At 72.9% G+C, this 18,168-nt stretch carries 23 protein-coding genes; 12 read left to right on the top strand and 11 right to left on the bottom strand.

Annotated features, from left to right (window positions below):
• The first annotated feature begins 62 nt into the window (after positions 1–62).
• Positions 63–824 (top strand): SDR family oxidoreductase, encoded by a 762-nt coding sequence (locus AB0J97_RS15110; RefSeq protein WP_364088512.1) that lies wholly within the window; start codon positions 63–65, stop codon positions 822–824.
• 40 nt (positions 825–864) lie between these two features.
• Here the strand turns inward: AB0J97_RS15110 and AB0J97_RS15105 are convergent, their stop codons facing one another.
• Positions 865–1,380, bottom strand: a complete 516-nt coding sequence (locus AB0J97_RS15105) for a CGNR zinc finger domain-containing protein (RefSeq protein WP_364088510.1) — start codon at positions 1,378–1,380, stop codon at positions 865–867.
• 128 nt (positions 1,381–1,508) lie between these two features.
• Between AB0J97_RS15105 and AB0J97_RS15100 the strand changes: the two genes are divergently transcribed.
• A complete protein-coding gene (locus AB0J97_RS15100) occupies positions 1,509–2,357 on the top strand; it encodes a hypothetical protein (RefSeq protein ID WP_364088508.1) in 849 nt (282 codons plus the stop codon).
• 21 nt (positions 2,358–2,378) lie between these two features.
• Here the strand turns inward: AB0J97_RS15100 and AB0J97_RS15095 are convergent, their stop codons facing one another.
• On the bottom strand, positions 2,379–2,720 hold the full coding sequence (locus AB0J97_RS15095) for a VOC family protein (protein ID WP_357709729.1): 342 nt from the start codon (positions 2,718–2,720) through the stop codon (positions 2,379–2,381).
• 65 nt (positions 2,721–2,785) lie between these two features.
• On the opposite strand from AB0J97_RS15095, the gene AB0J97_RS15090 reads away from it, so the two are divergent.
• Together AB0J97_RS15090 and AB0J97_RS15085 are read left to right on the top strand one after the other, a co-directional pair.
• A complete protein-coding gene (locus AB0J97_RS15090) occupies positions 2,786–3,121 on the top strand; it encodes a metalloregulator ArsR/SmtB family transcription factor (protein WP_364088806.1) in 336 nt (111 codons plus the stop codon).
• Positions 3,118–3,543 (top strand): SRPBCC domain-containing protein, encoded by a 426-nt coding sequence (locus AB0J97_RS15085; RefSeq protein WP_364088506.1) that lies wholly within the window; start codon positions 3,118–3,120, stop codon positions 3,541–3,543. The genes AB0J97_RS15090 and AB0J97_RS15085 overlap by 4 nt, the downstream gene beginning before the upstream one ends.
• On the opposite strand, the gene AB0J97_RS15080 is transcribed toward AB0J97_RS15085, so the two are convergent.
• From AB0J97_RS15080 to AB0J97_RS15070, 3 genes are all read right to left on the bottom strand, one after another.
• Positions 3,544–3,756, bottom strand: a complete 213-nt coding sequence (locus AB0J97_RS15080) for a hypothetical protein (RefSeq protein WP_352328267.1) — start codon at positions 3,754–3,756, stop codon at positions 3,544–3,546. It lies immediately after the preceding gene.
• Between the two features lie 40 nt (positions 3,757–3,796).
• A complete protein-coding gene (locus AB0J97_RS15075) occupies positions 3,797–4,408 on the bottom strand; it encodes a LysE family translocator (protein ID WP_364088503.1) in 612 nt (203 codons plus the stop codon).
• Positions 4,409–4,475: 67 nt separating this feature from the next.
• Positions 4,476–5,447: a transcriptional regulator gene (locus tag AB0J97_RS15070; protein WP_357709721.1), complete on the bottom strand. Its 972-nt coding sequence runs from the start codon at positions 5,445–5,447 to the stop codon at positions 4,476–4,478.
• Positions 5,448–5,455: 8 nt separating this feature from the next.
• Between AB0J97_RS15070 and AB0J97_RS15065 the strand changes: the two genes are divergently transcribed.
• On the top strand, positions 5,456–6,244 hold the full coding sequence (locus tag AB0J97_RS15065; RefSeq protein ID WP_364088500.1) for a DeoR/GlpR family DNA-binding transcription regulator: 789 nt from the start codon (positions 5,456–5,458) through the stop codon (positions 6,242–6,244).
• The gene (locus tag AB0J97_RS15060; protein WP_364088498.1) at positions 6,241–7,374 is read left to right on the top strand and encodes an MFS transporter; all 1,134 of its coding nucleotides are present in this window, start codon (positions 6,241–6,243) and stop codon (positions 7,372–7,374) included. Before AB0J97_RS15065 ends, AB0J97_RS15060 begins: the two co-directional genes overlap by 4 nt.
• Before the next feature lie 78 nt (positions 7,375–7,452).
• Here AB0J97_RS15060 and AB0J97_RS15055 read toward each other — a convergent pair whose 3' ends face one another.
• Positions 7,453–8,214: a TSUP family transporter gene (locus AB0J97_RS15055; RefSeq protein ID WP_364088496.1), complete on the bottom strand. Its 762-nt coding sequence runs from the start codon at positions 8,212–8,214 to the stop codon at positions 7,453–7,455.
• 177 nt (positions 8,215–8,391) lie between these two features.
• On the bottom strand, positions 8,392–9,429 hold the full coding sequence (locus AB0J97_RS15050; protein ID WP_364088494.1) for an FAD-dependent monooxygenase: 1,038 nt from the start codon (positions 9,427–9,429) through the stop codon (positions 8,392–8,394).
• Positions 9,430–9,507: 78 nt separating this feature from the next.
• Between AB0J97_RS15050 and AB0J97_RS15045 the strand changes: the two genes are divergently transcribed.
• The gene (locus tag AB0J97_RS15045; RefSeq protein WP_364088492.1) at positions 9,508–10,095 is read left to right on the top strand and encodes a TetR family transcriptional regulator; all 588 of its coding nucleotides are present in this window, start codon (positions 9,508–9,510) and stop codon (positions 10,093–10,095) included.
• A gap of 163 nt (positions 10,096–10,258) precedes the next feature.
• Here AB0J97_RS15045 and AB0J97_RS15040 read toward each other — a convergent pair whose 3' ends face one another.
• On the bottom strand, positions 10,259–10,876 hold the full coding sequence (locus AB0J97_RS15040) for an ATP-dependent Clp protease proteolytic subunit (RefSeq protein ID WP_364088490.1): 618 nt from the start codon (positions 10,874–10,876) through the stop codon (positions 10,259–10,261).
• A 2-nt stretch (positions 10,877–10,878) separates the two neighbouring features.
• Positions 10,879–11,442, bottom strand: coding sequence for an ATP-dependent Clp protease proteolytic subunit (locus tag AB0J97_RS15035; protein WP_357709708.1), 564 nt, complete (start codon positions 11,440–11,442; stop codon positions 10,879–10,881).
• A 144-nt stretch (positions 11,443–11,586) separates the two neighbouring features.
• Here AB0J97_RS15035 and AB0J97_RS15030 point away from each other — a divergent pair, with 144 nt between their 5' ends.
• Both AB0J97_RS15030 and AB0J97_RS15025 read left to right on the top strand, forming a co-directional pair.
• Positions 11,587–12,816, top strand: a complete 1,230-nt coding sequence (locus AB0J97_RS15030) for a histidine kinase (protein ID WP_364088488.1) — start codon at positions 11,587–11,589, stop codon at positions 12,814–12,816.
• A gap of 117 nt (positions 12,817–12,933) precedes the next feature.
• Positions 12,934–13,572, top strand: coding sequence for a response regulator transcription factor (locus tag AB0J97_RS15025; RefSeq protein ID WP_364088486.1), 639 nt, complete (start codon positions 12,934–12,936; stop codon positions 13,570–13,572).
• Here AB0J97_RS15025 and AB0J97_RS15020 read toward each other — a convergent pair.
• Positions 13,542–14,420 (bottom strand): DUF2268 domain-containing putative Zn-dependent protease, encoded by an 879-nt coding sequence (locus AB0J97_RS15020; protein ID WP_364088484.1) that lies wholly within the window; start codon positions 14,418–14,420, stop codon positions 13,542–13,544. The two genes, AB0J97_RS15025 and AB0J97_RS15020, sit on opposite strands and share 31 nt — an antisense overlap.
• Positions 14,421–14,465: 45 nt before the next feature.
• A complete protein-coding gene (locus AB0J97_RS15015; protein WP_364088482.1) occupies positions 14,466–15,227 on the bottom strand; it encodes a hypothetical protein in 762 nt (253 codons plus the stop codon).
• A 55-nt stretch (positions 15,228–15,282) separates the two neighbouring features.
• On the opposite strand from AB0J97_RS15015, the gene AB0J97_RS15010 reads away from it, so the two are divergent.
• From AB0J97_RS15010 to AB0J97_RS15000, 3 genes are read left to right on the top strand one after another with little or no spacing between them, the layout of a single operon-like run.
• The gene (locus AB0J97_RS15010) at positions 15,283–16,284 is read left to right on the top strand and encodes a MoxR family ATPase (RefSeq protein ID WP_364088480.1); all 1,002 of its coding nucleotides are present in this window, start codon (positions 15,283–15,285) and stop codon (positions 16,282–16,284) included.
• Positions 16,281–17,213, top strand: a complete 933-nt coding sequence (locus AB0J97_RS15005; RefSeq protein WP_357709690.1) for a DUF58 domain-containing protein — start codon at positions 16,281–16,283, stop codon at positions 17,211–17,213. Before AB0J97_RS15010 ends, AB0J97_RS15005 begins: the two co-directional genes overlap by 4 nt.
• Positions 17,210–18,157, top strand: coding sequence for a VWA domain-containing protein (locus AB0J97_RS15000; RefSeq protein WP_357709687.1), 948 nt, complete (start codon positions 17,210–17,212; stop codon positions 18,155–18,157). The genes AB0J97_RS15005 and AB0J97_RS15000 overlap by 4 nt, the downstream gene beginning before the upstream one ends.
• Positions 18,158–18,168: the final 11 nt, after the last annotated feature.

The following is an 18,168-nucleotide window of genomic DNA, read 5'->3' as shown; positions in this document are numbered from 1 at the left end:
GCCTGTCCGGCAACCGGCACCGCCCGTCCGGCCCTGCACGGGTGCTGCTAGCTTGAACGGTCGTGTCGGACTATCTGCGTGACCTGTTCTCCCTGCACGGCCGCCGCGCCCTCGTCACCGGCGGCAGCTCCGGGATCGGCCTGGCCATGGCCGAGGCGATCGGCCGGGCCGGGGCCGAGATCGTGCTCGCCGCCCGCCGCCCCGCCGAGCTCGAACAGGCCGCCGACCGGCTGCGCGCCCACGGCGTCACCACCTCCGCCGTCAGCGCCGACCTGCACGACCGCGACGACCTCGCCCGCCTGTGCGCCGCCGCCGGCGAGATCGACATCCTGGTCAACGCCGCCGGCAACAACATCCGCAAACCCATGGCCGAGCTCACCCCCGGCGACTACGAGCAGACCATCGCCGTGCACCTGACCGCCCCCTACCTGCTCGGCCAGCACTTCGGCCCCCGCATGGCCGCCCGCGGCTGGGGACGCGTCATCAACATCGGCTCCCAGCAGACCATCAGCGCCTTCGGCCACAGCGGCGTCTACGGCGCCGCCAAGGCCGCCGTCGCCGGCCTCACCCGCTCCCAGGCCGAGGCGTGGTCGGCGCACGGCGTCTGCATCAACACGATCATCCCCGGATTCGTGCTCACCCCGCTGACCGAACCCGCCCAGGCCGTCCCGGGCCGCGTCGAGGAGCTGGCCGCCCGCCACATGGCCGGCCGCAACGGCCTGCCGGCCGACTTCGCGGGCGCGGCGGTGTTCCTGGCCGGTGACGCCTGCGCGTTCGTCACCGGCCAGATGCTCTTCGTCGACGGCGGGTTCTCCGTGCACTGACGGTCCCGATCGCGAAGGCCCAGCGCCTTTACGTTGTAGATCAGGTGCGGCGGCGGGCGCGGTAGGCGCTGGCCTTGGCGCGGTTCTGGCAGGACAGGCCGCAGAACCGGCGCGAGGCGTTGCGGGTGACGTCGAAGAAGACCACGTCGCAGGACGCCGCCTCGCACGAGCGCAGCCGCACCCCCTGGCCGACGCCGATCACCATGGCCAGGGCCGTGCCGGTGTCGGCCGCCCAGGCGTCCACCAGGTCGGCGTCCGGGCTGTGGAAGGCCAGGACGGGCGGGTCGCCGTGCAGGTTGGGGACGGCGCCGTGCCGTATCAGAGCCTGGTTCAGCACGGCCGGAGCGGCGGGACCGGCGGCGAAGGCGGGGTGCAGCTCGGCGGCCACCCCGGCCAGCCGGTCGGCGTCGGCGCCCGTCAGCGCCCTGCTGGGAACCCACCCGTGCTGGACGAACGCGGCGTCGAGCGCGGCACGCCGGTCGGCGGGCGGCACGACGGGACGGCCGCGCGCCTGGGTGACGGCCAGTTCGTTGACCAGCACGACGGCCAGATCCACCCACCTTCCGACATAACTGTCTATTTGCGATTGACCAGTGATGCGCCACGCGTCTATCGTCACTGGCATAGCTTATCTAGACAGTGAGGTGTTCCGCCGTGAGCGCATGGTCCCGACTTTCCCGCCGCATGTGGCACCAGCTCGAGCCGTTGCACGCCGTGCTGTACTTCGCACCCGAGGCGTTCGCCGAGGCCGCCGCGCTGGGCTACGACGTCGAGTCGCGCTGGCCGAGCTATTTCGCGTACCGCACCGCGCCGCTCGGCCGGGCGGGGACGCACCTGGCGACGGCCGCGTACCACAGCTTCAGCCCGCGGACGGTCGGCGAGCACGTGCCGGGCGTGTGGCAGACCGCCTCCCCGGAGCAGGTGCTGCGGGCGCGGCTGGTGGCGATCGACCGCGTCTGCCGCGGGCTGCTGGGTGACCGGCTGGACGGTCCGGAGCTCGCCGAGGCGGCCGGGCTGGCCCGGCGGGCCGCCGAGAGCGTGACGGTGGCGGGACGGCCGTTCGCCGCCGCCAACCTCGACCTGCCCTGGCCCGACGAGCCGCACCTGGTGCTGTGGCAGGCCGCGACCGTGCTGCGCGAGCACCGCGGCGACGGGCACGTGGCGGCGCTGCTGACGGCCGGGCTGGACCCGTGCGAGTCGCTGGTGTCCTTCGCCACCATCGGGGCCGCGCCGCCGGAGAACTTCGCCGGACGCGGCTGGAGCGGCCAGGAGTGGGCCGAGGCCGCCGAACGGCTGGCCGCGCGCGGCCTGCTGGACGCCGCCGGTCAGGCCACCGAGCGCGGCCGGGCACTGCGCGACCAGGTCGAACGCCTGACCGACGAACTGGCCGCGCAGCCCTGGCAGCAACTCGGCGAGGAACGCACGCAGCGGCTGGCCGACCTGTGCGCGCCGCTGCTGGGCGCGGTGTTCGGGGCCGGCCTGCTGCCCATGACCAGCACGCTCGGCATCACCACGGTCAAGGCCCCCGACTGATCCCGTGAGCGCGCGGGGGTCTCACTCGAAGCCGGGCGCGGGCTGCCACAGGCTGATCTCGGTGCCCTGGTCGTCGGTGCAGGTGCAGCCGCGTCCGGACTTGCTGTCGTAGACCTCGCCGGTCGTGCCGCCGAGCTCGCGCACCCGCTCCACCGCGGCGTCGATGTCCTCGACGTGGTAGTAGAGGTTGGGCTGCGAGGACGGGCCGAAGGCATTCAGGCCCATGGGCACGGAGGTGTTGGTGACGTGCAGGTAGCGCTCGTGCTCGCGCCTGAACTCCCAGCCGAACAGCGGCCCGTAGAAGGCCGCCGCCCGCTCCAGGTCCCGTACGGACAGGGTGTAGTAGCCCAGCTGGACACTCATGTACGCCCCCTCGCAATAATTGCCTCTACCGTTAAGGATCAACACCTTAACGGAAGGAGGCAAAGATTAACAATAACGTTAACGACCTGGACGCCACGCTGGCCGCCCTCGCCGACCCGACCAGACGCAAGGTGATCGACCTGCTGCGCGAGGGCCCGCGCCCGGCCGGCGAGCTGGCCCAGGCCGTGCAGATGAGCGCCCCCGCGCTCAGCAGGCACCTGCGCGTCCTGCGGGCCGGCGGCCTGGTCCAGGCGGAGGCGGGCGGAACCGACGCCCGGCTGCGGCTCTACACCCTGCGCCAGGAGCCGTTCGCGGCCCTGCAGGCGTGGCTGGACCAGGTGCAGGCGTTCTGGGCCGAGCAGCTCGGCTCGTTCAAGGACCATGTGGAGCGCAACCGGTGAACGCCGTACGGGCGGCGGTCGTCGTGCCGGTCGATCCGGCGACCGCGTTCCGCATGTTCACCGACGAGATCGACCAGTGGTACGTGCGCGGCCGCCACAGCTGGGTCGACCCCGACCGCGCGGTGGCCATCCGCTTCCAGGACGGCTACCTGCGCGAGCTGTGGGACGACGGCGGCCACGCGGACATGGGCCGGATCGTGCGCTGGGAGCCGCCCCGCCGCCTGGTCTGGGCCGACCTGCTCAACCCGGGCGGCCGGATGGAGATCGAGGTGGCCTTCACCGCGGTCGAGGACGGCACCGAGGTGCTGCTCGAACACCGCGGCCTGGACACCCTGCCGCCCGAGGTGGCCGGGCGCATCCGCCGCGGCTACTCCTGGAACCTCGTGCTGGGCTGGTTCGCCGCACGGTGGCCGCGGGGGTGATCAGCGCCGGCCGTACTTCTTGTGCACGGCCTGCTTGCTGACGCCGATCGCGTCGGCGATCTGCGCCCAGGGCAGGCCCGCCACCCGGGCCCGCCGCACCTGGACGGCCTCCAGGCGCTCGATCTCGCGCCGCAGGGCGGTGGTGGCGTGCAGGGCGAGCAGCGGGTCGTCGTCCTGCGCCTGCCTCATCAGGGACGCCAGGTCGTTGGTCATGCCCTAAAGGTAGTCCACGATCTCCCGTCCGCTCAGTGGGTCATCGTGCGTCCAGGACCAGGCGCACGCCCAGGCCGATGAGCACGACGCCGGAGATCTGCTCCAGGCGGCGCCTGACGGCCGGGCGGCCGAGGAAGTCCCTGGCCTTGGCGACCGTCCAGATGAGCAGGCCGTACCAGACGGTGTCCACCAGCACCCACACGACGGCGAGGGTCACCAGCGTCAGGGGCACGTTCTGCCCAGACGGCACGAACTGCGGCAGGAACGACATCGCGAACACCGCGGCCTTGGGGTTGGCCAGGCAGGTGCCCAGCCCCGACAGGTACGACCCGCGCAGCCCGGCCACCGCCTCGCCCTCCGCCGGCGGCGACCCCTTGCGCGCCTGCCACAGCGCCTGGACGCCCATGACGACCAGCACGACGGCGCCCGTCACGCGCATGACGTCGTAGGCGACCTGCGAGGCCACCAGCAGCGCCGACAGGCCGAACGCGGCGGCCAGCGCCCACAGCAGGATGCCGGTCTCGTTGCCCAGGGTGGCCGCCAGGCCGGAGCCGCGGCCGGAGCGGAGCGTCTGACGCAGGATGATGGCGGTGCTCATGCCGGGGACCATGGCCACCAGGAAGCAAGCGCCGACGAAAGCCAGAAGGTACATGGTCGGCATGTTGACAGAGAAGACGCCGGGCTTTCCGCTGATTTATCGGGAGAGCTTGCGGAGGGCGTCATCCGTACAGCTTGCCGAGGCCGGCCACCGCCTCGGCCATCAGCACCCGTAGCTCGGCCGGCTCCAGCACCTCGACGTCGGCGCCCATGCGCAGCAGCAGCCAGCGGGCGTGCGTGAGCGACTCGACCGGCACGGTGAGCACCCGCCACCCCTCGGGGTCGGGCCCGCCCGCCGCGGCCAGCGCCGCGGCGACGACGTCGGACCCCATCGTGTACGCCAGCAGGTCCTCCCGGCCCGGAGCCAGCCTGATGACGGCCTCGGCGGTGTACATACGCTCGCGGAACTCCTTGGCGTACGCCCGCCAGAACGCCGCCAGGTCGAAGTCTTCCGGCCTGAGGAACCGGCCGGGAAGCTGCTCGACGGTCAGGATGCGCGAGACCCGGTAGGTGCGCGGGGAGCCGTCGGGCGGCGCGGCGACGAGGTACCACGAGCCGCCCTTGAGCACCAGCCCGTACGGGTGGATCACCCGGTCGACCACCTGCTGGCCCCACCGGCGGTAGGTCATGCGCAGCGGTCGCCGCTCCCACACCCCGTCGGCCACGTCGCTCAGGTGCGGCACGTCGTCGGCCGAGCGGTACCAGCCGGGCACGTCCAGCAGGAAACGCTCGCGCATCCGGGAGGCGTGCGAGCGCGGCTCGGGCGGCAGCGCGGCCAGCAGCTTCAGCTCTGCGGCGGCCGCGACCTCGCCCAGTCCCAGCTCGGCGGCGGGCCCCGGCAGCCCGGCCAGGAACAGCGAGGACGCCTCCTCGGCCGTCAGCCCGGTGAGGCGGGTGCGGTAGCCATCCAGGAGCTGGTAGCCGCCCGCCGGTCCGCGGTCGGCGTACACCGGGACGCCGGCCGCCGACAGGGCCTCCACGTCGCGGTAGACCGTGCGGATCGACACCTCCAGTTCGGCGGCCAGCTCGGGCGCGGTCATGCGGCCGCGCGCCTGCAGCAGCAGGAGGAGGGAGAGCAGACGGCTGGCGCGCATATCCGTCATTGTATTGCGCACATTGTCCGTGTTTGTATGAACACCTGGAACGTTTGACAGCCATCATGAACGCCCTGCGCGCCCACGACAGCGTCTCGGTGGCCGAGCTGGCCGAGGAACACGGCGTGTCGGAGATGACGATCCGGCGCGACCTGGACGAGCTGGCCCAGCAGGGCGTGGTCCGCCGGGTCAGGGGCGGGGCGCTGTCCCTGCTGCTGCGCGGCGAGGAGCCGCCGTTCGGGGTGCGCGAGCGGGAGGCGGTGGAGGCCAAGAGGCGGATCGGCCTCCGGGTCGCGGCCCTGATCGCCGACGGGGAGGCGGTCGTGCTGGACGGCGGCACCACCGTGCTGGAGGTGGCCCGCGCCCTGACCGGACGGCGGCTGACCGTGCTGCCGCTGGCGTTGCAGGCGGTCTCGCTGCTGGCCGCCGCGCCGCGGGTGCGCCTGGTCCTGCCCGGCGGCGAGGTCCGCAAGGGCGAGCTGAACGTCATGGGCCCGCTCGCCGAGAGCTCCATCGCGGCGCTGCGCTTCGACACCGCGGTGATCGGCTGCTGCGGGCTGTCGGCCGAGCACGGCCTGACCGCGCACGACCTTCCCGAGGTCGCGGTCAAGCGGGCGGCCATCGCCGCCGCCCGGCGGGTGATCGTGGCCTGCGACTCGGGCAAGTTCTCCCGTACGGCCTTCGGCGCGGTCTGCCCGATCTCCCGCCTGGACGTCGTGGTGACCGACGAGGGTGTGCCGCCCGAGCAGCGTGACGCGCTCGTCGCGGCCGGGGTGAGCGTCAAGGAGGCCCGGTGAGACGCGAACGGACGGCCGTCTACCTGCTGTTCTTCCTGGCCGGCATGGCCATCGGCACCTGGACGGCCCGCATCCCCGCCATCAAGGAGGGCCTCGGCCTCGACGCGGGACGGCTCAGCCTGGCGCTGCTGGCCATCGCCGCGGGCGCCGTCGCGGGCATGACGACCGTCGGCCGCCTGGTGGACCGCTACGGCAGCAGCCGCGTCATGATCCCGGCCGCCCTGCTCCAGGGCGTGGTGCTGGTCCCGCCCGCCCACGCCCCGAACCTGGGCCTGCTGGCCGCCGCGCTGCTGGTCTTCGGCGTCGTCCACGGCATCCTGGACGTGTCCATGAACGCCAACGCCGTCGAGGTGGAACGCGCCTACGGGCGGCCGGTCATGTCGTCCTTCCACGCCGTCTACAGCATCGGCGGGTTCGTCGGGGCCACGACGGGCGGGGCGTTCGCGCAGGCCGGGCTGCCGCCGTCGGTGACGTTCGGATGCGTGGGGGCGGTGATCGTCGTGCTGGCGGTGTGGGCGTGGCGGTGGGCGCTTCGGTCGGTGCCCGCTCCCCTTCCGGCCGGCGGCACGGGGTCAGGCCGGCCCAAGGGCATCCTGTTCCTCGGCGTGCTGGCCTTCTGCTGCCTGGTGGGCGAGGGGGCGGCGGCCGACTGGAGCTCGGTCTACCTGCGCGAGAACCTGGCCTCCTCGGCGGGGTTCGCCGCCGCCGGATACGCCGCGTTCTCGATCATGATGACCGCGGGACGGCTGGCGGGGGATCGGCTGGCCGCCCGGTTCGGGCCTGTGGCGCTGGTGCGGTGCTGCGGGCTGCTGGCGGCGGCGGGGCTCGGGCTGGCGCTGCTCGGCGGGGGGCCGGTGGCCGGGGTGGTCGGGTTCGGCTGCTTCGGGGCGGGGTTGTCGTGCATCGTGCCGCAGGTGTTCTCGGCCGCGGGGCACCGGGACCCGGCCTTCGCGGGACGGGCGCTGGCGCGGGTGGCGTCCATCGGTTACCTGGGGTTCCTGTCGGGGCCGGTGATCATCGGAGGGGTGGCCCAGCTCGCGGGGTTGCCGCGGGCGCTGGCCGTACCGGCGCTGATGGCGGCGTTCGTCGCGATCACGGCCCCCGCCCTGCGCACCCCCGAGCCCGCCTGACCGCGCTGCGTGTTCACGCACCGGCCGCCTGATCCCTGGCCGCCTCTTGCGGTGGCGGTGTGGCGGCGTGGTCGGAGGTCAGCCGAACTGCTGCCAGCCGAGCCTGACCACCATCGCCACCACCACGCACAACAGCACGACCCGGACGAACGCCGTGCCGCGCCTGATCGCCATCCTGGCGCCGAGCTGGGCGCCCGCCACGTTGCACAGCGCCATGCCGAGCCCGAGCGCCCACTGCACGTGCCCCTGCAGCCCGAACACCGCCAGCGCCCCGAGGTTCGTCCCCACGTTGATGATCTTCGCTGAGGCGGAGGCGGAGACGAAGTCCAGGCCGAGGATGGTGGTGAAGGCGATGATGAGGAACGTGCCGGTGCCCGGCCCCATGATGCCGTCGTAGAAGGCGATGCCCACGCCCGCCACGGCCACGGCCGTCACCACCCGGGCGTTCGTCCGCAGATGCGGCTGCGGCAGCGCGCCCATCGAAGGACGCAACGTGACGAACGCCGCCACGCCGAGCAGCACCACCATCACGACCGGGCGCAACACGTCGGCCGAGATCGCCGCGGCCGCCCACGCGCCCAGCCCGGCGCTCACCGCGGCCAGCGCCGCCCCCGGCAACGCCACCTGACGGTCGATCTTGGTGGAACGCGCGTACGCCACCGCTGCGGAGGCCGTGCCGAACACCGAGGAGAACTTGTTGGTCGCCATGGCCTGGACGGGCGGCATGCCGGTCATCAGCAACGCCGGCAGTTGCACCAGTCCGCCACCGCCGACGACGGCGTCCACCCACCCGGCGCCGGCCGCCGCCGCCAGCAAAACCACAACCTGCTCCAGCGGCACACCAACCCCCCATTTCCCCCAAGAAACGCCCAGAAGACTACAACCCCTCCCCCACCCACCACCGCACCCCCACCCGATCGCCATGCCACAACGGCAGCGGGACGACAGCGGGACAGGGCCGCGACAGCCGCAGCCGGACAACCGCCCCGGAGCCGAACGAGGTCGGCGGCGAGGAGGTCAGGTGGCCAGGAGGCGGAGGAGGAGGTTGCGGGGGCCCTGGAGGTGGTGGCCGGCCACGCGGGTCATCAGGCGGGACATGGCGACCACCCGTTGCGCCGGTCTCCTGCGCAGCCCGTCGTACCGGCGCAGCGCGGAGCCCAGGTCGCGAGCCTCCCCCAGGCAGGAGGTGAGGGCGGCGGCGTCCAGGAGGGCCTGGCAGGCGCCCTGCCCGAGCGAGGGCGTCATGGCGTGCGCGGCGTCGCCCACCAGAACCGCGTTCCCGCTGACGAACGACCGCAGGCGCGGCGACAGGTCGTATATCTCGTGCCGCAGCACGCTCCCGTCGTCGGCCTCGGCCAGGACGCGGACGACACCGGAGTGCCAGCCGGAGAAGCGGGCCCGCAGTTCCTCCAGAGACTCGCGATGCCCTTCCGGGGTGGCGACGGCGGCGTACCAGTTGGTCGAGCCGGGCTCCTGGGGCGTGATGCCGAACACCTGTCCGGCGCCCCACGTCTCGCCGTAGACCGGCGGCTCGAACCCGGCGACACCGCGCCAGGCCACGATCCCGGAGTAGCGCGGACGGGCGGCGGCGCCGAAGAACGCCTCGCGAACCGTGCTGCGCAGCCCGTCCGCGCCCACGACCAGGTCGTACCGGCTGCGCAGGGCCTCGGGGACGGTGATGTCCGCGCCGGTCTCGACCGTCGAACCGCCCACGGCGTCGAGCAGCATCTCCATCAGCGAGACCCGGGACAACATCAGGACGGGCGCGCCGCCCTTGCGCTCGATGCGCTCCAGGGGCAGGTCGGTCAGTCGGCGCCCGTCCGGCCTGCGGATCTGTGCCGAACGGTAGGGCACGGTACGGCGCCGCAACTCCCCGCCCAGACCGAGCCGGTCGAGGGCGGCCTGGGCGACCGGCCGTATGCCGAGCGCCGTGCCCTCCGGACGGATCTCCGGCCAGCGTTCGAGCACGCTCACCTCCCAGCCGGCCCGCCGCAGGCCGACGGCCGTCGCCAGCCCTCCGATCCCGGCACCGACGATCACCGCGGTTCCCCTCATGGCTGCGCCTCCTTCTCGTTTCACCACAACTGTGGTACCACTGCTGTGGTGGTTCGGCAAGCTGGAAGGATGGCGGCCATGGCGGAGAACCGGGACCGGCGCGACCAGCTTCGCGACGCGGCGATCGAGGTGCTGGCCCGGGAGGGCGGCAGGGGCCTGACCCACCGGGCGCTCGACCGCGAGGCGGGCCTGCCGGAGGGCACGGCCAAGAACTACTTCGCCAGCCGCGACGCCCTGCTGCGGGCCGCCGCCGAACGTTGTGTCGAGCGCTACTGGGCCGATCTCCAGGCGGCGCCGGCGCTGGAGATCCGGGGGCGCGACGGGCTGGCCGCGTTCCTGCGCCGCCTGGTCGACCAGGCGGTCACGGCCAACAGGTCGAGGGTCCTGGCCTACGTCGAGCTGCACGCCGAGGCCGCGCGCAGGCCGGAGCTGCGCGAGACGCTGGCCGGGCTCACCCGGGCCGACCTGGCCCTGCATCTGCGCACCCACGAGGCGGCCGGCCTGCCGGCGACCCGGCGCAGCGCCGCGACGGTGACGATGGCCCTGAACACGGCCCTGATCTACCTGCTCACCCAACCCCCCGAAACACTGGCCGACTACGGCCTCGACAACCTCGACGCCTTCCTGCGCGACCTCGTCCACACCGTCTACCCACCGCAGGCATGAGCGACGAGGGGACGCCCGGCTTCCGGCGGACCGCGTGACTGAGCGGCCCCCGAGGTCCGGCTCACCTCGCGCGGACGAAGACCGGCGGGCCGCGCGCCCTTGACACCCGTGCCGTACGGCAGAGGCGGCAAGGGCGGGCAGCCCGCCGGCAGAGCCCCCGCGATCAGCGGGCGGGCACCAGGGAGCGCTTCCTGGAGGCGTAGATGTCGTCGATCAGCCGGTAGCTGCGCGCCTGCTCCGCGGTGAAGATGCGGTCGCGCTCGATGTCCTTCCTGATCTCCAGCACCCCGCGCCCGGTGTGGCGGGCCAGGATCTCCTCCTGCTGGTCGCGCATCCGCATGATCTCCCTGGCGTGGATCTCCAGGTCGCTCGACTGCCCCCTGCCGCCCTCGGTGGCCGGCTGGTGGAGCAGGACGCGCGCGTGCGGCAGGGCAGCCCGCTTGCCCGGCGTGCCCGCCGCCAGCAGGACGGCCGCCGCCGACGACGCCTCGCCGATGCAGACCGTGTGGATCTCCGGCCGGACGAACTGCATCGTGTCGTAGATGGCCGTCATCGCCGTGAACGACCCGCCCGGCGAGTTGATGTACATGTTGATGTCCTGATCGGGATCGAGCGACTCCAGCGTGAGGAGCTGGGCCATCACGTCATTGGCCACCGTGTCGTCGATCGGGGCCCCGATGAACACCACCCGGTCCTCGAACAGCTTGTTGTACGGGTTCATCTCCCGCACCCCGTACGAGGTGCGCTCGGTGAAGGAGGGCAGCACGTAACGACCGCTCATGGTCAGTTCATCCCTTCGGCGATGTGGTCGACGAACCCGTACTCCAGCGCCTCCTTGGCGGTGAACCACCGGTCGCGGTCGGAGTCGGCCTGGATGCGCTCCAGCGGCTGGCCCGTGTGGTGGGCGATGATCTCGGCCATCCTGCGCTTGGTGTAGAGCATGTTGTCGGCCTGGATCTGGATGTCGCTGGCCGAGCCGCCGATGCCGCCCAGCGGCTGGTGCATGACGACGCGGGCGTTGGGCAGGGCGTAGCGCTTGCCCGGCGCGCCCGCGGTCAGCAGCAGCTGGCCCATGGAGGCGGCGAAGCCCATCGCCACCGTCGCCACGTCGCACGGGACGAACTGCATCATGTCGTAGAGCGCCATGCCGGCCGTCACCGAGCCGCCCGGAGAATTGATGTACAGGGTTATGTCCCGCTTGGGGTCTTCGGCCGCCAGCAAAAGCAGCTCGCCGCAGAGCCGGTTGCAAATCTCGTCGTCGACCTCCTGGCCGAGAACCACGATGCGTTCCTTCAGCAGGCGCTGACTGAGCTGTTCAGGCCAGGCCGCGCGCTGGGTCTCCGTCATTGACGTCGCCTTTCTGTCGAAACTAATTCCGGGAAAAACGCTAGACCCGGCGACGGCGAATTCCGGCCCTTTTTCGCTGGGGGCGCATTTCACTCACGGCGCATTACTCCCAGCGCGAAAAAGCATCGACATACAATCCCGGATGTGAGAAGGAACCTCCCCCGCCGATGGGCATGCCTCATCCTGGGCGGCGCGCTGCTGATGCCGTACATGATGGCCGGGGTGCTGGTCGCCGGGGTGTGGAGCGGGGTGTCGGCCGACCTGCTGATGCCGATCCAGATCGGGGTGTTCGTCGCGGTGCTGCCGGTGGTGGCGGTGACCGGGCTGTTCCTGCCGGTGCGCGGCCTGGAGGTGAACGCCGCCCAGGGGCTGCTCGGGGCGCGCGTGGAGACGCCGCCGCGGCAGGCCCGCAGGTCCTGGCAGGAGCGGCGGCGCACCGCGGCGTGGTTCACGGTGCATCTGGCGGTCGGCGGCGTGGTGAGCGGGTTCACGCTGGCCGTGGTGCCGTTCACGGCGTTCACGCTGGCGTTGCCGTTCGTCGGGGAGCCGATGCCGGTGCTGGGTCTGACGGCCGAGCCGGGGTGGCCGTCCCTGCTGTGGGCGGCGGCGGGCGTGGCGGCGCTGGCGCTGCTGGTGGCGGGCGCGGCGGGCGCGGGCGCGTTGCTGGCCGCCCTGGCTCCCCCGCTGCTCGGCCCCACCCCCGCCGAACGGCTCGCCGCCGCCGAGGAGCACGCCCGTACGCTGGCCGAACGCAACCGGCTGGCCCGCGAGTTGCACGACTCGGTCGGGCACGCGCTCAGCGTCGTCACCCTGCAGGCCGCCGCGGCCGGACGCGTGCTCGACCGCGACCCGGCCACCGCCAGGACCGCCCTGGCGGCCATCGAGCAGTCGGCGCGCGCCGCGCTGGAGGACCTCGACCACGTGCTCGGCGTCCTGCGCGAGGACCGCCGCGAAAGCCACCATGAGGACGACCAGGAGGTGGAGGCGCGGCGGGCGCCGCAGGCGACGCTGGCCGACCTCGGCGCGCTGGTGGCCGCCTCCGGCGCCGACGTGCGGCAGGAGGTGGGCGACCTGTCCGGCGTGCCGGCCGTGGTCTCCAGGGAGGCGTACCGCATCGTGCAGGAGGCGCTCACCAACGCGATCAGGCACGGCGGCGGCCCGGTGCGGCTGGCCGCCGCCGTGCAGGGGGACGACCTGCGGCTGGAGGTCAGCAACCCCGGCTCGGGACGCGGCGGGCGCCGCCCCCGGGGCGGCGGCCGGGGCGTGGACGGCATGCGCGAACGCGTGCGCCTGCTCCGCGGCGACCTGCGCACCGGCCCCGACGAAGGCGGCTGGACGGTGTCGGTCCGCCTCCCGCTACGGCCGAGCCCGTGACACCCGCACCGCAGCCGATCTCCTGACACGAGAAACCCCGCCGGTCCCCTCCCGCCAGGATCTAGCCCGTGACACCCGCGACCCCCGGCCGGGCTGGCCACCTCTAAGGTCGTGCGCATGACACTCAAGGTCGTGATCGCCGACGACGAGGACCTCATCCGCGCCGGTCTGCGCGTCATCATCGACGCCGAGCCCGGCCTGGCGGTGGTCGGCGAGGCCGGGGACGGCGCCGCGGTCCTGCCGGTCGTGCGCCGCGAGCGCCCCGACGTCGTGCTGATGGACGTCCGCATGCCCGCCGTGGACGGCATCCAGGCCACCCGCCGGCTGCTGGAGCTCGACGACCCGCCCAAGGTCCTGGTCGTGACCACGTTCGAGAACGACGACCACGTCTACGACGCCCTGCGCGCCGGCGCCAGCGGCTTCCTGCTCAAACGCACCAGGCCGGACGACCTGATCCAGGCGATCAGGCTGGTGGCGGCCGGCGAGTCGCTGCTGTTCCCGGCCGCGATCCGCACCCTGGCCGGCCGCCGCCCGCGCGGCCACGTGCCGGGCATCGACCGGCTCACCGGCCGCGAGGGCGACGTGCTGCGGCTGATGACCAAGGGCATGTCCAACACCGAGATCGCCGCCGAGCTGGTCGTCAGCCAGGAGACCGTCAAGACGCACGTCGGCAACGTGCTGGCCAAGCTGGGCGCGCGCGACCGCACCCAGGCCGTGATCGCCGCCTACGAGTCCGGGTTCGTCTCCCCCGGCTGAGAACGGCCCAGCAGCCGCGCGGCCGGCAGCAGGGTGGCCTCGGCGGCGCTCAGCCCGGTCTCGGCCAGGGCCCGGTCCACCAGCCGCAGCCCCACCGCGTAACCGGCCATGTCGGGAATGCCGCGGGGCTGCTGGCCGAAGAGCCGCACGGCGCTGTCGCCCAGCACGTACGCCGGCGTGTTCCCCATGCCCCGCACGTCGAACGCGTCCATGATCAGCTCGTGGGCGCGCTCCAGCTCCGCCCCGGTCACCATCCGCGACCAGGGGCCCATGGCCTGCGGCCCCGACAGCTCCCGGACGAACGCCTCGGCCAGCCCCTCGGCCACCACGTGCTCGCCCACGGTCACCGACCCGGGGTCCCACTCGACGTTGGCGTAACGCACGTTGTGGTGGAACTCGTGCACCGCGCAGTGCGCGATCCTGCCGATGACCTCCTCCGACGGCCAGCCCAGCAGGTAGAGCCAGCCGGGCGAGCCGCCCATCCCGTAGTAGCCGCCGCTGACCTTCATCAGGTGCTCGTTGCCCGGGTCGCCGAGCACGAACATCACCTGCAGCGAAGAGGCCTGCCTGGCCTCCTTCAGCGCGTGGGAGGCGCGTTCCAGCTCCCGGCGCACCTGGCCGAGCACGTCGGCCTCGATCATCGCCCGTACGGCGGGCAGGTAGCGGGGGTCGTCGGCGTCGACGCGGAAGCCGCCGCCCTGGTGGTGGATGTCGACGATGTCGCCGGGCATCGGGATCGCCGGCCGGATCGGCGCCAGCATCTCCCGCAGCGCCTCGGGCCGGTCGGCGAGCGGCCGGGCGAGCAGGTCGGCCATGGCCGTGAGGGTGTCGTGAACGATGAACTCCATGACGCGGACGCTAAAGCCTCACGTAACGTCAGGCTCAACCGCATGTCAGAGCGGCGACTCGCCCAGTTCGTCACCCGGCGACCGCCCCGGCGTGCCGGGACCGGTACGCGTCGGCGAGGAGGACTGCGACGGCGAGGGCTCCGGCACCGTCGTGGCGGGAGTGGGCGGCGGCGTGGGCACGAACACCGTCGGCGGGAGCTGCCGGGGCATCTGCTCGCTGTCGCGCCTGCCGAACAGCAGCAACAGCAGGATCGTCGTGACCAGCACCAGCAGCAGCGCCAGCGCCAGCGCGGCCAGCAGCACCCGCCGGCGCGTCTCGGTCAGCGGCAGCCGCCGCAGCAGCGGCCCCGGCAGCGCGGGCGCGCGGTCGGTCAGCCAGTACGGCACGAAGTCCGGCCCGTGCGCCTGCCCGATGAACGTCCCGCCCACCATGACCGGGTCCAGGAAGCGTTCGGCCCCCGGCTGCCCCGGCGCGTACGGCACCGCCACCCACGGCGCCGGCCCGTCGTGCACGTCGAGCACCTCGGGCGTCCCGTCGAGCACCGACGCGCGCGCCCGGCCGAGCCCCAGCCACCCGCGGCCGCCCGAACGCCCCGACGCCTCCTTGATCGCGGTCATGAACCGGTCGCGCGCGGCGGCGTCCAGGGCCGCGCCCCGCGTGAGCACGGCCAGCGACACCGCGCGCCCGTCGGGCCCCTGGCCCAGGTAGACGAACCCGGCCGGAGCCGTGTGCAGGCGGGCCTGCACGACGTAGCGCCCCAGCCGGGGCGGATCACCGTACTGCAGGGGACTTGCCACGTTTGCCATGAAAGCACAGACGTGGCGTCGTGCACGTTCGCGGCGCGTTTGGTGGAATGGCGTCATGAGCGTCGCCGAAGAGTTGCCAGGCGGAAACGACGCGGCACTGCTGCGTCAAAGTCTCGACGAGGTCCGGCGTGTCATCGTGGGACAGGAGCACATGGTCGAGCGGCTGCTCGTGGCCCTGCTCGCCCGCGGTCACTGCCTGCTCGAAGGCGTGCCGGGCGTCGCCAAGACCCTCGCCGCCTCCACCCTGGCCACCGTCGTGGGCGGCACGTTCGCCCGGATCCAGTTCACCCCCGACCTCGTGCCGAGCGACATCGTCGGCACCCGCGTCTTCCACCCCTCCAACGAGAAGTTCGATGTCGAGCTCGGCCCGGTGTTCGTCAACTTCCTGCTGGCCGACGAGATCAACCGCGCCCCGGCCAAGGTCCAGTCCGCGCTGCTGGAGGTGATGGCCGAGCGCCAGGTCACGCTGGCCGGCGTCACCCATCCGCTGCCCCGGCCGTTCATCGTGCTGGCCACCCAGAACCCGATCGAGTCCGAGGGCGTCTACCCGCTGCCCGAGGTGCAGCGCGACCGCTTCCTGTTCCGCGTCCGGGTGCCCCATCCCAGCGCGCACGAGGAGCTGGAGATCCTCCACCGCATGAGCGTCACGCCGCCCGTGGCCGACCGCGTGCTCGACCCCGGCCGGCTGCTGGCCCTGCAGCAGGCCGCCGAGCAGGTCTCGGTGCACCAGCTCGTGGCCGACTACGTGGTGCGCCTGGTCATGTCCACCCGCGCGCCCGCCGACTACGGGCTGGGCGACCTGACCGAGACCATCGAGATCGGCGTCAGCCCCCGCGCCACGCTCGGCCTGGTCTCGGCCGGGCGCGCGCTGGCCCTGCTGCGCGGCCGCGACTACCTGCTGCCCGACGACGTGCGCGACGTGGCGGTCGACGTCATGTCCCACCGGCTCATGCTGACCTTCGACGCGCTGGCCGACGGCGTCGATCCCGAGCAGGTGGTCAAGCAGATCCTGCACGCCGTGCCGCCGCCCCTCGTCGTCTGGAACCAGAACCGTTGAACACCGCCGAGCAGGCGCTGCGGCGGCTGGAGCTGACCGTCACCCGGCGGCTCGACGGCCTGCTGCACGGCGCCCACCAGGGCCTGCTGCCCGGCACCGGCAGCGAGGCCGGCGACAGCCGCCTGTACGTGCCCGGCGAGGACGACGTACGCCGCATGGACTGGGCCGTCACCGCCCGCACGACCGTCCCCCACGTCCGCGACCTGATCGCCGACCGGGAGCTGGAGACGTGGGCGCTGGCCGACCTGTCGGCCAGCATGGACTTCGGCACCGCCGACACCGACAAGCGCGACCTGGTCGTGGCCGCCGTCGGCGCGATCGGCTTCCTGGCCAGCCGCATGGGCGACCGGTTCGGCGCGCTGGTGCTGCACGAGGAGTACATCCACCGCATGCCCGCCCGCACCGGCCGCCCGGCCCTGTACGGCCTGCTCAACTCCCTCATGGACGCCCCGCGCGGCCGGGTCGTGCCGGACGCCCCCGACCTGGCCGAGGGCATCGACGTGCTGGCGGCCACCCGGCGTCGCAGGGGCCTGCGCCTGGTCGTCTCCGACTTCCTCGACGCCCGGCCCGAGCTCGACCCCGACGCCGAACGCCCCTGGGAGCGCCCGATCAGGCGGCTGGCCTCCCGCCACCAGGTGCTGGCCGTGGAGGTCATCGACCCCCGCGAGCTGGAGCTGCCGGACGTCGGCCGGGTGGCGTTCACCGATCCCGAGACCGGGAACGTACGTGAAGTGCACCTTTCTCCCAAAGTCCGGCAAGCATATGCAGAAGCCGCCGCCCTCCAGCGTGAGGGCACCCGGCTGGCCCTGCGCCGCGCCGGGATCGCCCACCTGGTGCTGCGGACCGACAGGGACTGGGTGTTCGACGTGGCGCAGTTCGTCCTGCGCCAGCGCCGCATGAGCCACCTCGCCCACCGGAGACCCGTATGACGTTTCTCGCCCCCGGCTGGTTGTGGCTGCTCGTGCTGGTGGCGCTGCTGGTGGCCGGATACGTCGTGGCGCAGTTCGCCCGCCGCCGCTACACCGTGCGCTTCACCAACCTGGCACTGCTCGACCTCGTGGCCCCCGCCGGGCCCAGCTGGCGCCGGCACGTGCCCCCCGCGCTGTTCCTCGTCATGATGTCGCTGCTGGTCGTCGGCGCCGCCAAGCCCGCCGACCAGGTACGCGTCCCCCGCGACCGGGCCACCATCATGATCGCCCTCGACGTCTCCCTGTCCATGGACGCCGGCGACGTCCAGCCCAACCGGATCAGCGCCGCCAAGGCCGCCGCCCAGGCGTTCGCCCGGGAGCTGCCCGACCGCTTCAACGTCGGCGTGGTCTCCTTCGCCCGCTCGGCCAACGTCGTCATCTCCCCCACCACCGACCACCAGGCCGTCGTCACCGCCATCGGCAACCTGACCACCCGCCCCGGCACCGCGATCGGCGAGGCCGTCTTCAACTCCCTCGACTCGGTGCGCTCCTTCGACCAGCAGGCCGCCACCGACCCGCCGCCCGCCGCGATCGTGCTGCTGTCCGACGGCGACAACACCTCCGGCCGGTCGGTGAACGAGGCCATCGACGCCGCCCAGCAGGCCCGTGTCCCGGTCTCCACCATCGCGTACGGCACCCAGGAGGGCACTGTCGACATCGACGGCAGGCCCGTGAACGTCCCGGTCAACAAGCAGACGTTGCAGTCGCTGTCCGACGGCACCAGCGGCCGCGCCTACACCGCCGAGTCCGGCAGCGAACTGCGCGACGTCTACGAGCAGATCGGCACCTCGCTCGGGTTCAAGCTGGTCAGCCAGGAGATCACCCAGTGGTTCATCGTGGCCGCGATCGTGATCGGGCTGCTGGTGGCCGGCGCCGCGGTCTTGTTCGGCACGCGCATCCCGTAACGTTTTCCCAC

Origin of the sequence: Nonomuraea sp. NPDC049607, assembly GCF_040675375.1 — a bacterium.
GTDB lineage: Bacteria > Actinomycetota > Actinomycetes > Streptosporangiales > Streptosporangiaceae > Nonomuraea.
This window is presented reverse-complemented; position numbering and strand designations above follow the sequence as displayed.

Coding starts and splice junctions, on each gene's coding strand:
- AB0J97_RS15045 (WP_364088492.1), top strand. CDS start 9,508: ATGGCGGAGAACCGGGACCGGCGCGACCAGCTTCGCGACGCGGCGATC.
- AB0J97_RS15015 (WP_364088482.1), bottom strand. CDS start 15,227: ATGGCAAACGTGGCAAGTCCCCTGCAGTACGGTGATCCGCCCCGGCTG.
- AB0J97_RS15020 (WP_364088484.1), bottom strand. CDS start 14,420: ATGGAGTTCATCGTTCACGACACCCTCACGGCCATGGCCGACCTGCTC.
- AB0J97_RS15050 (WP_364088494.1), bottom strand. CDS start 9,429: ATGAGGGGAACCGCGGTGATCGTCGGTGCCGGGATCGGAGGGCTGGCG.
- AB0J97_RS15000 (WP_357709687.1), top strand. CDS start 17,210: ATGACGTTTCTCGCCCCCGGCTGGTTGTGGCTGCTCGTGCTGGTGGCG.
- AB0J97_RS15025 (WP_364088486.1), top strand. CDS start 12,934: ATGACACTCAAGGTCGTGATCGCCGACGACGAGGACCTCATCCGCGCC.
- AB0J97_RS15010 (WP_364088480.1), top strand. CDS start 15,283: ATGAGCGTCGCCGAAGAGTTGCCAGGCGGAAACGACGCGGCACTGCTG.
- AB0J97_RS15070 (WP_357709721.1), bottom strand. CDS start 5,447: ATGCGCGCCAGCCGTCTGCTCTCCCTCCTCCTGCTGCTGCAGGCGCGC.
- AB0J97_RS15080 (WP_352328267.1), bottom strand. CDS start 3,756: ATGACCAACGACCTGGCGTCCCTGATGAGGCAGGCGCAGGACGACGAC.
- AB0J97_RS15035 (WP_357709708.1), bottom strand. CDS start 11,442: ATGACGGAGACCCAGCGCGCGGCCTGGCCTGAACAGCTCAGTCAGCGC.
- AB0J97_RS15075 (WP_364088503.1), bottom strand. CDS start 4,408: ATGTACCTTCTGGCTTTCGTCGGCGCTTGCTTCCTGGTGGCCATGGTC.
- AB0J97_RS15095 (WP_357709729.1), bottom strand. CDS start 2,720: ATGAGTGTCCAGCTGGGCTACTACACCCTGTCCGTACGGGACCTGGAG.
- AB0J97_RS15100 (WP_364088508.1), top strand. CDS start 1,509: ATGTGGCACCAGCTCGAGCCGTTGCACGCCGTGCTGTACTTCGCACCC.
- AB0J97_RS15040 (WP_364088490.1), bottom strand. CDS start 10,876: ATGAGCGGTCGTTACGTGCTGCCCTCCTTCACCGAGCGCACCTCGTAC.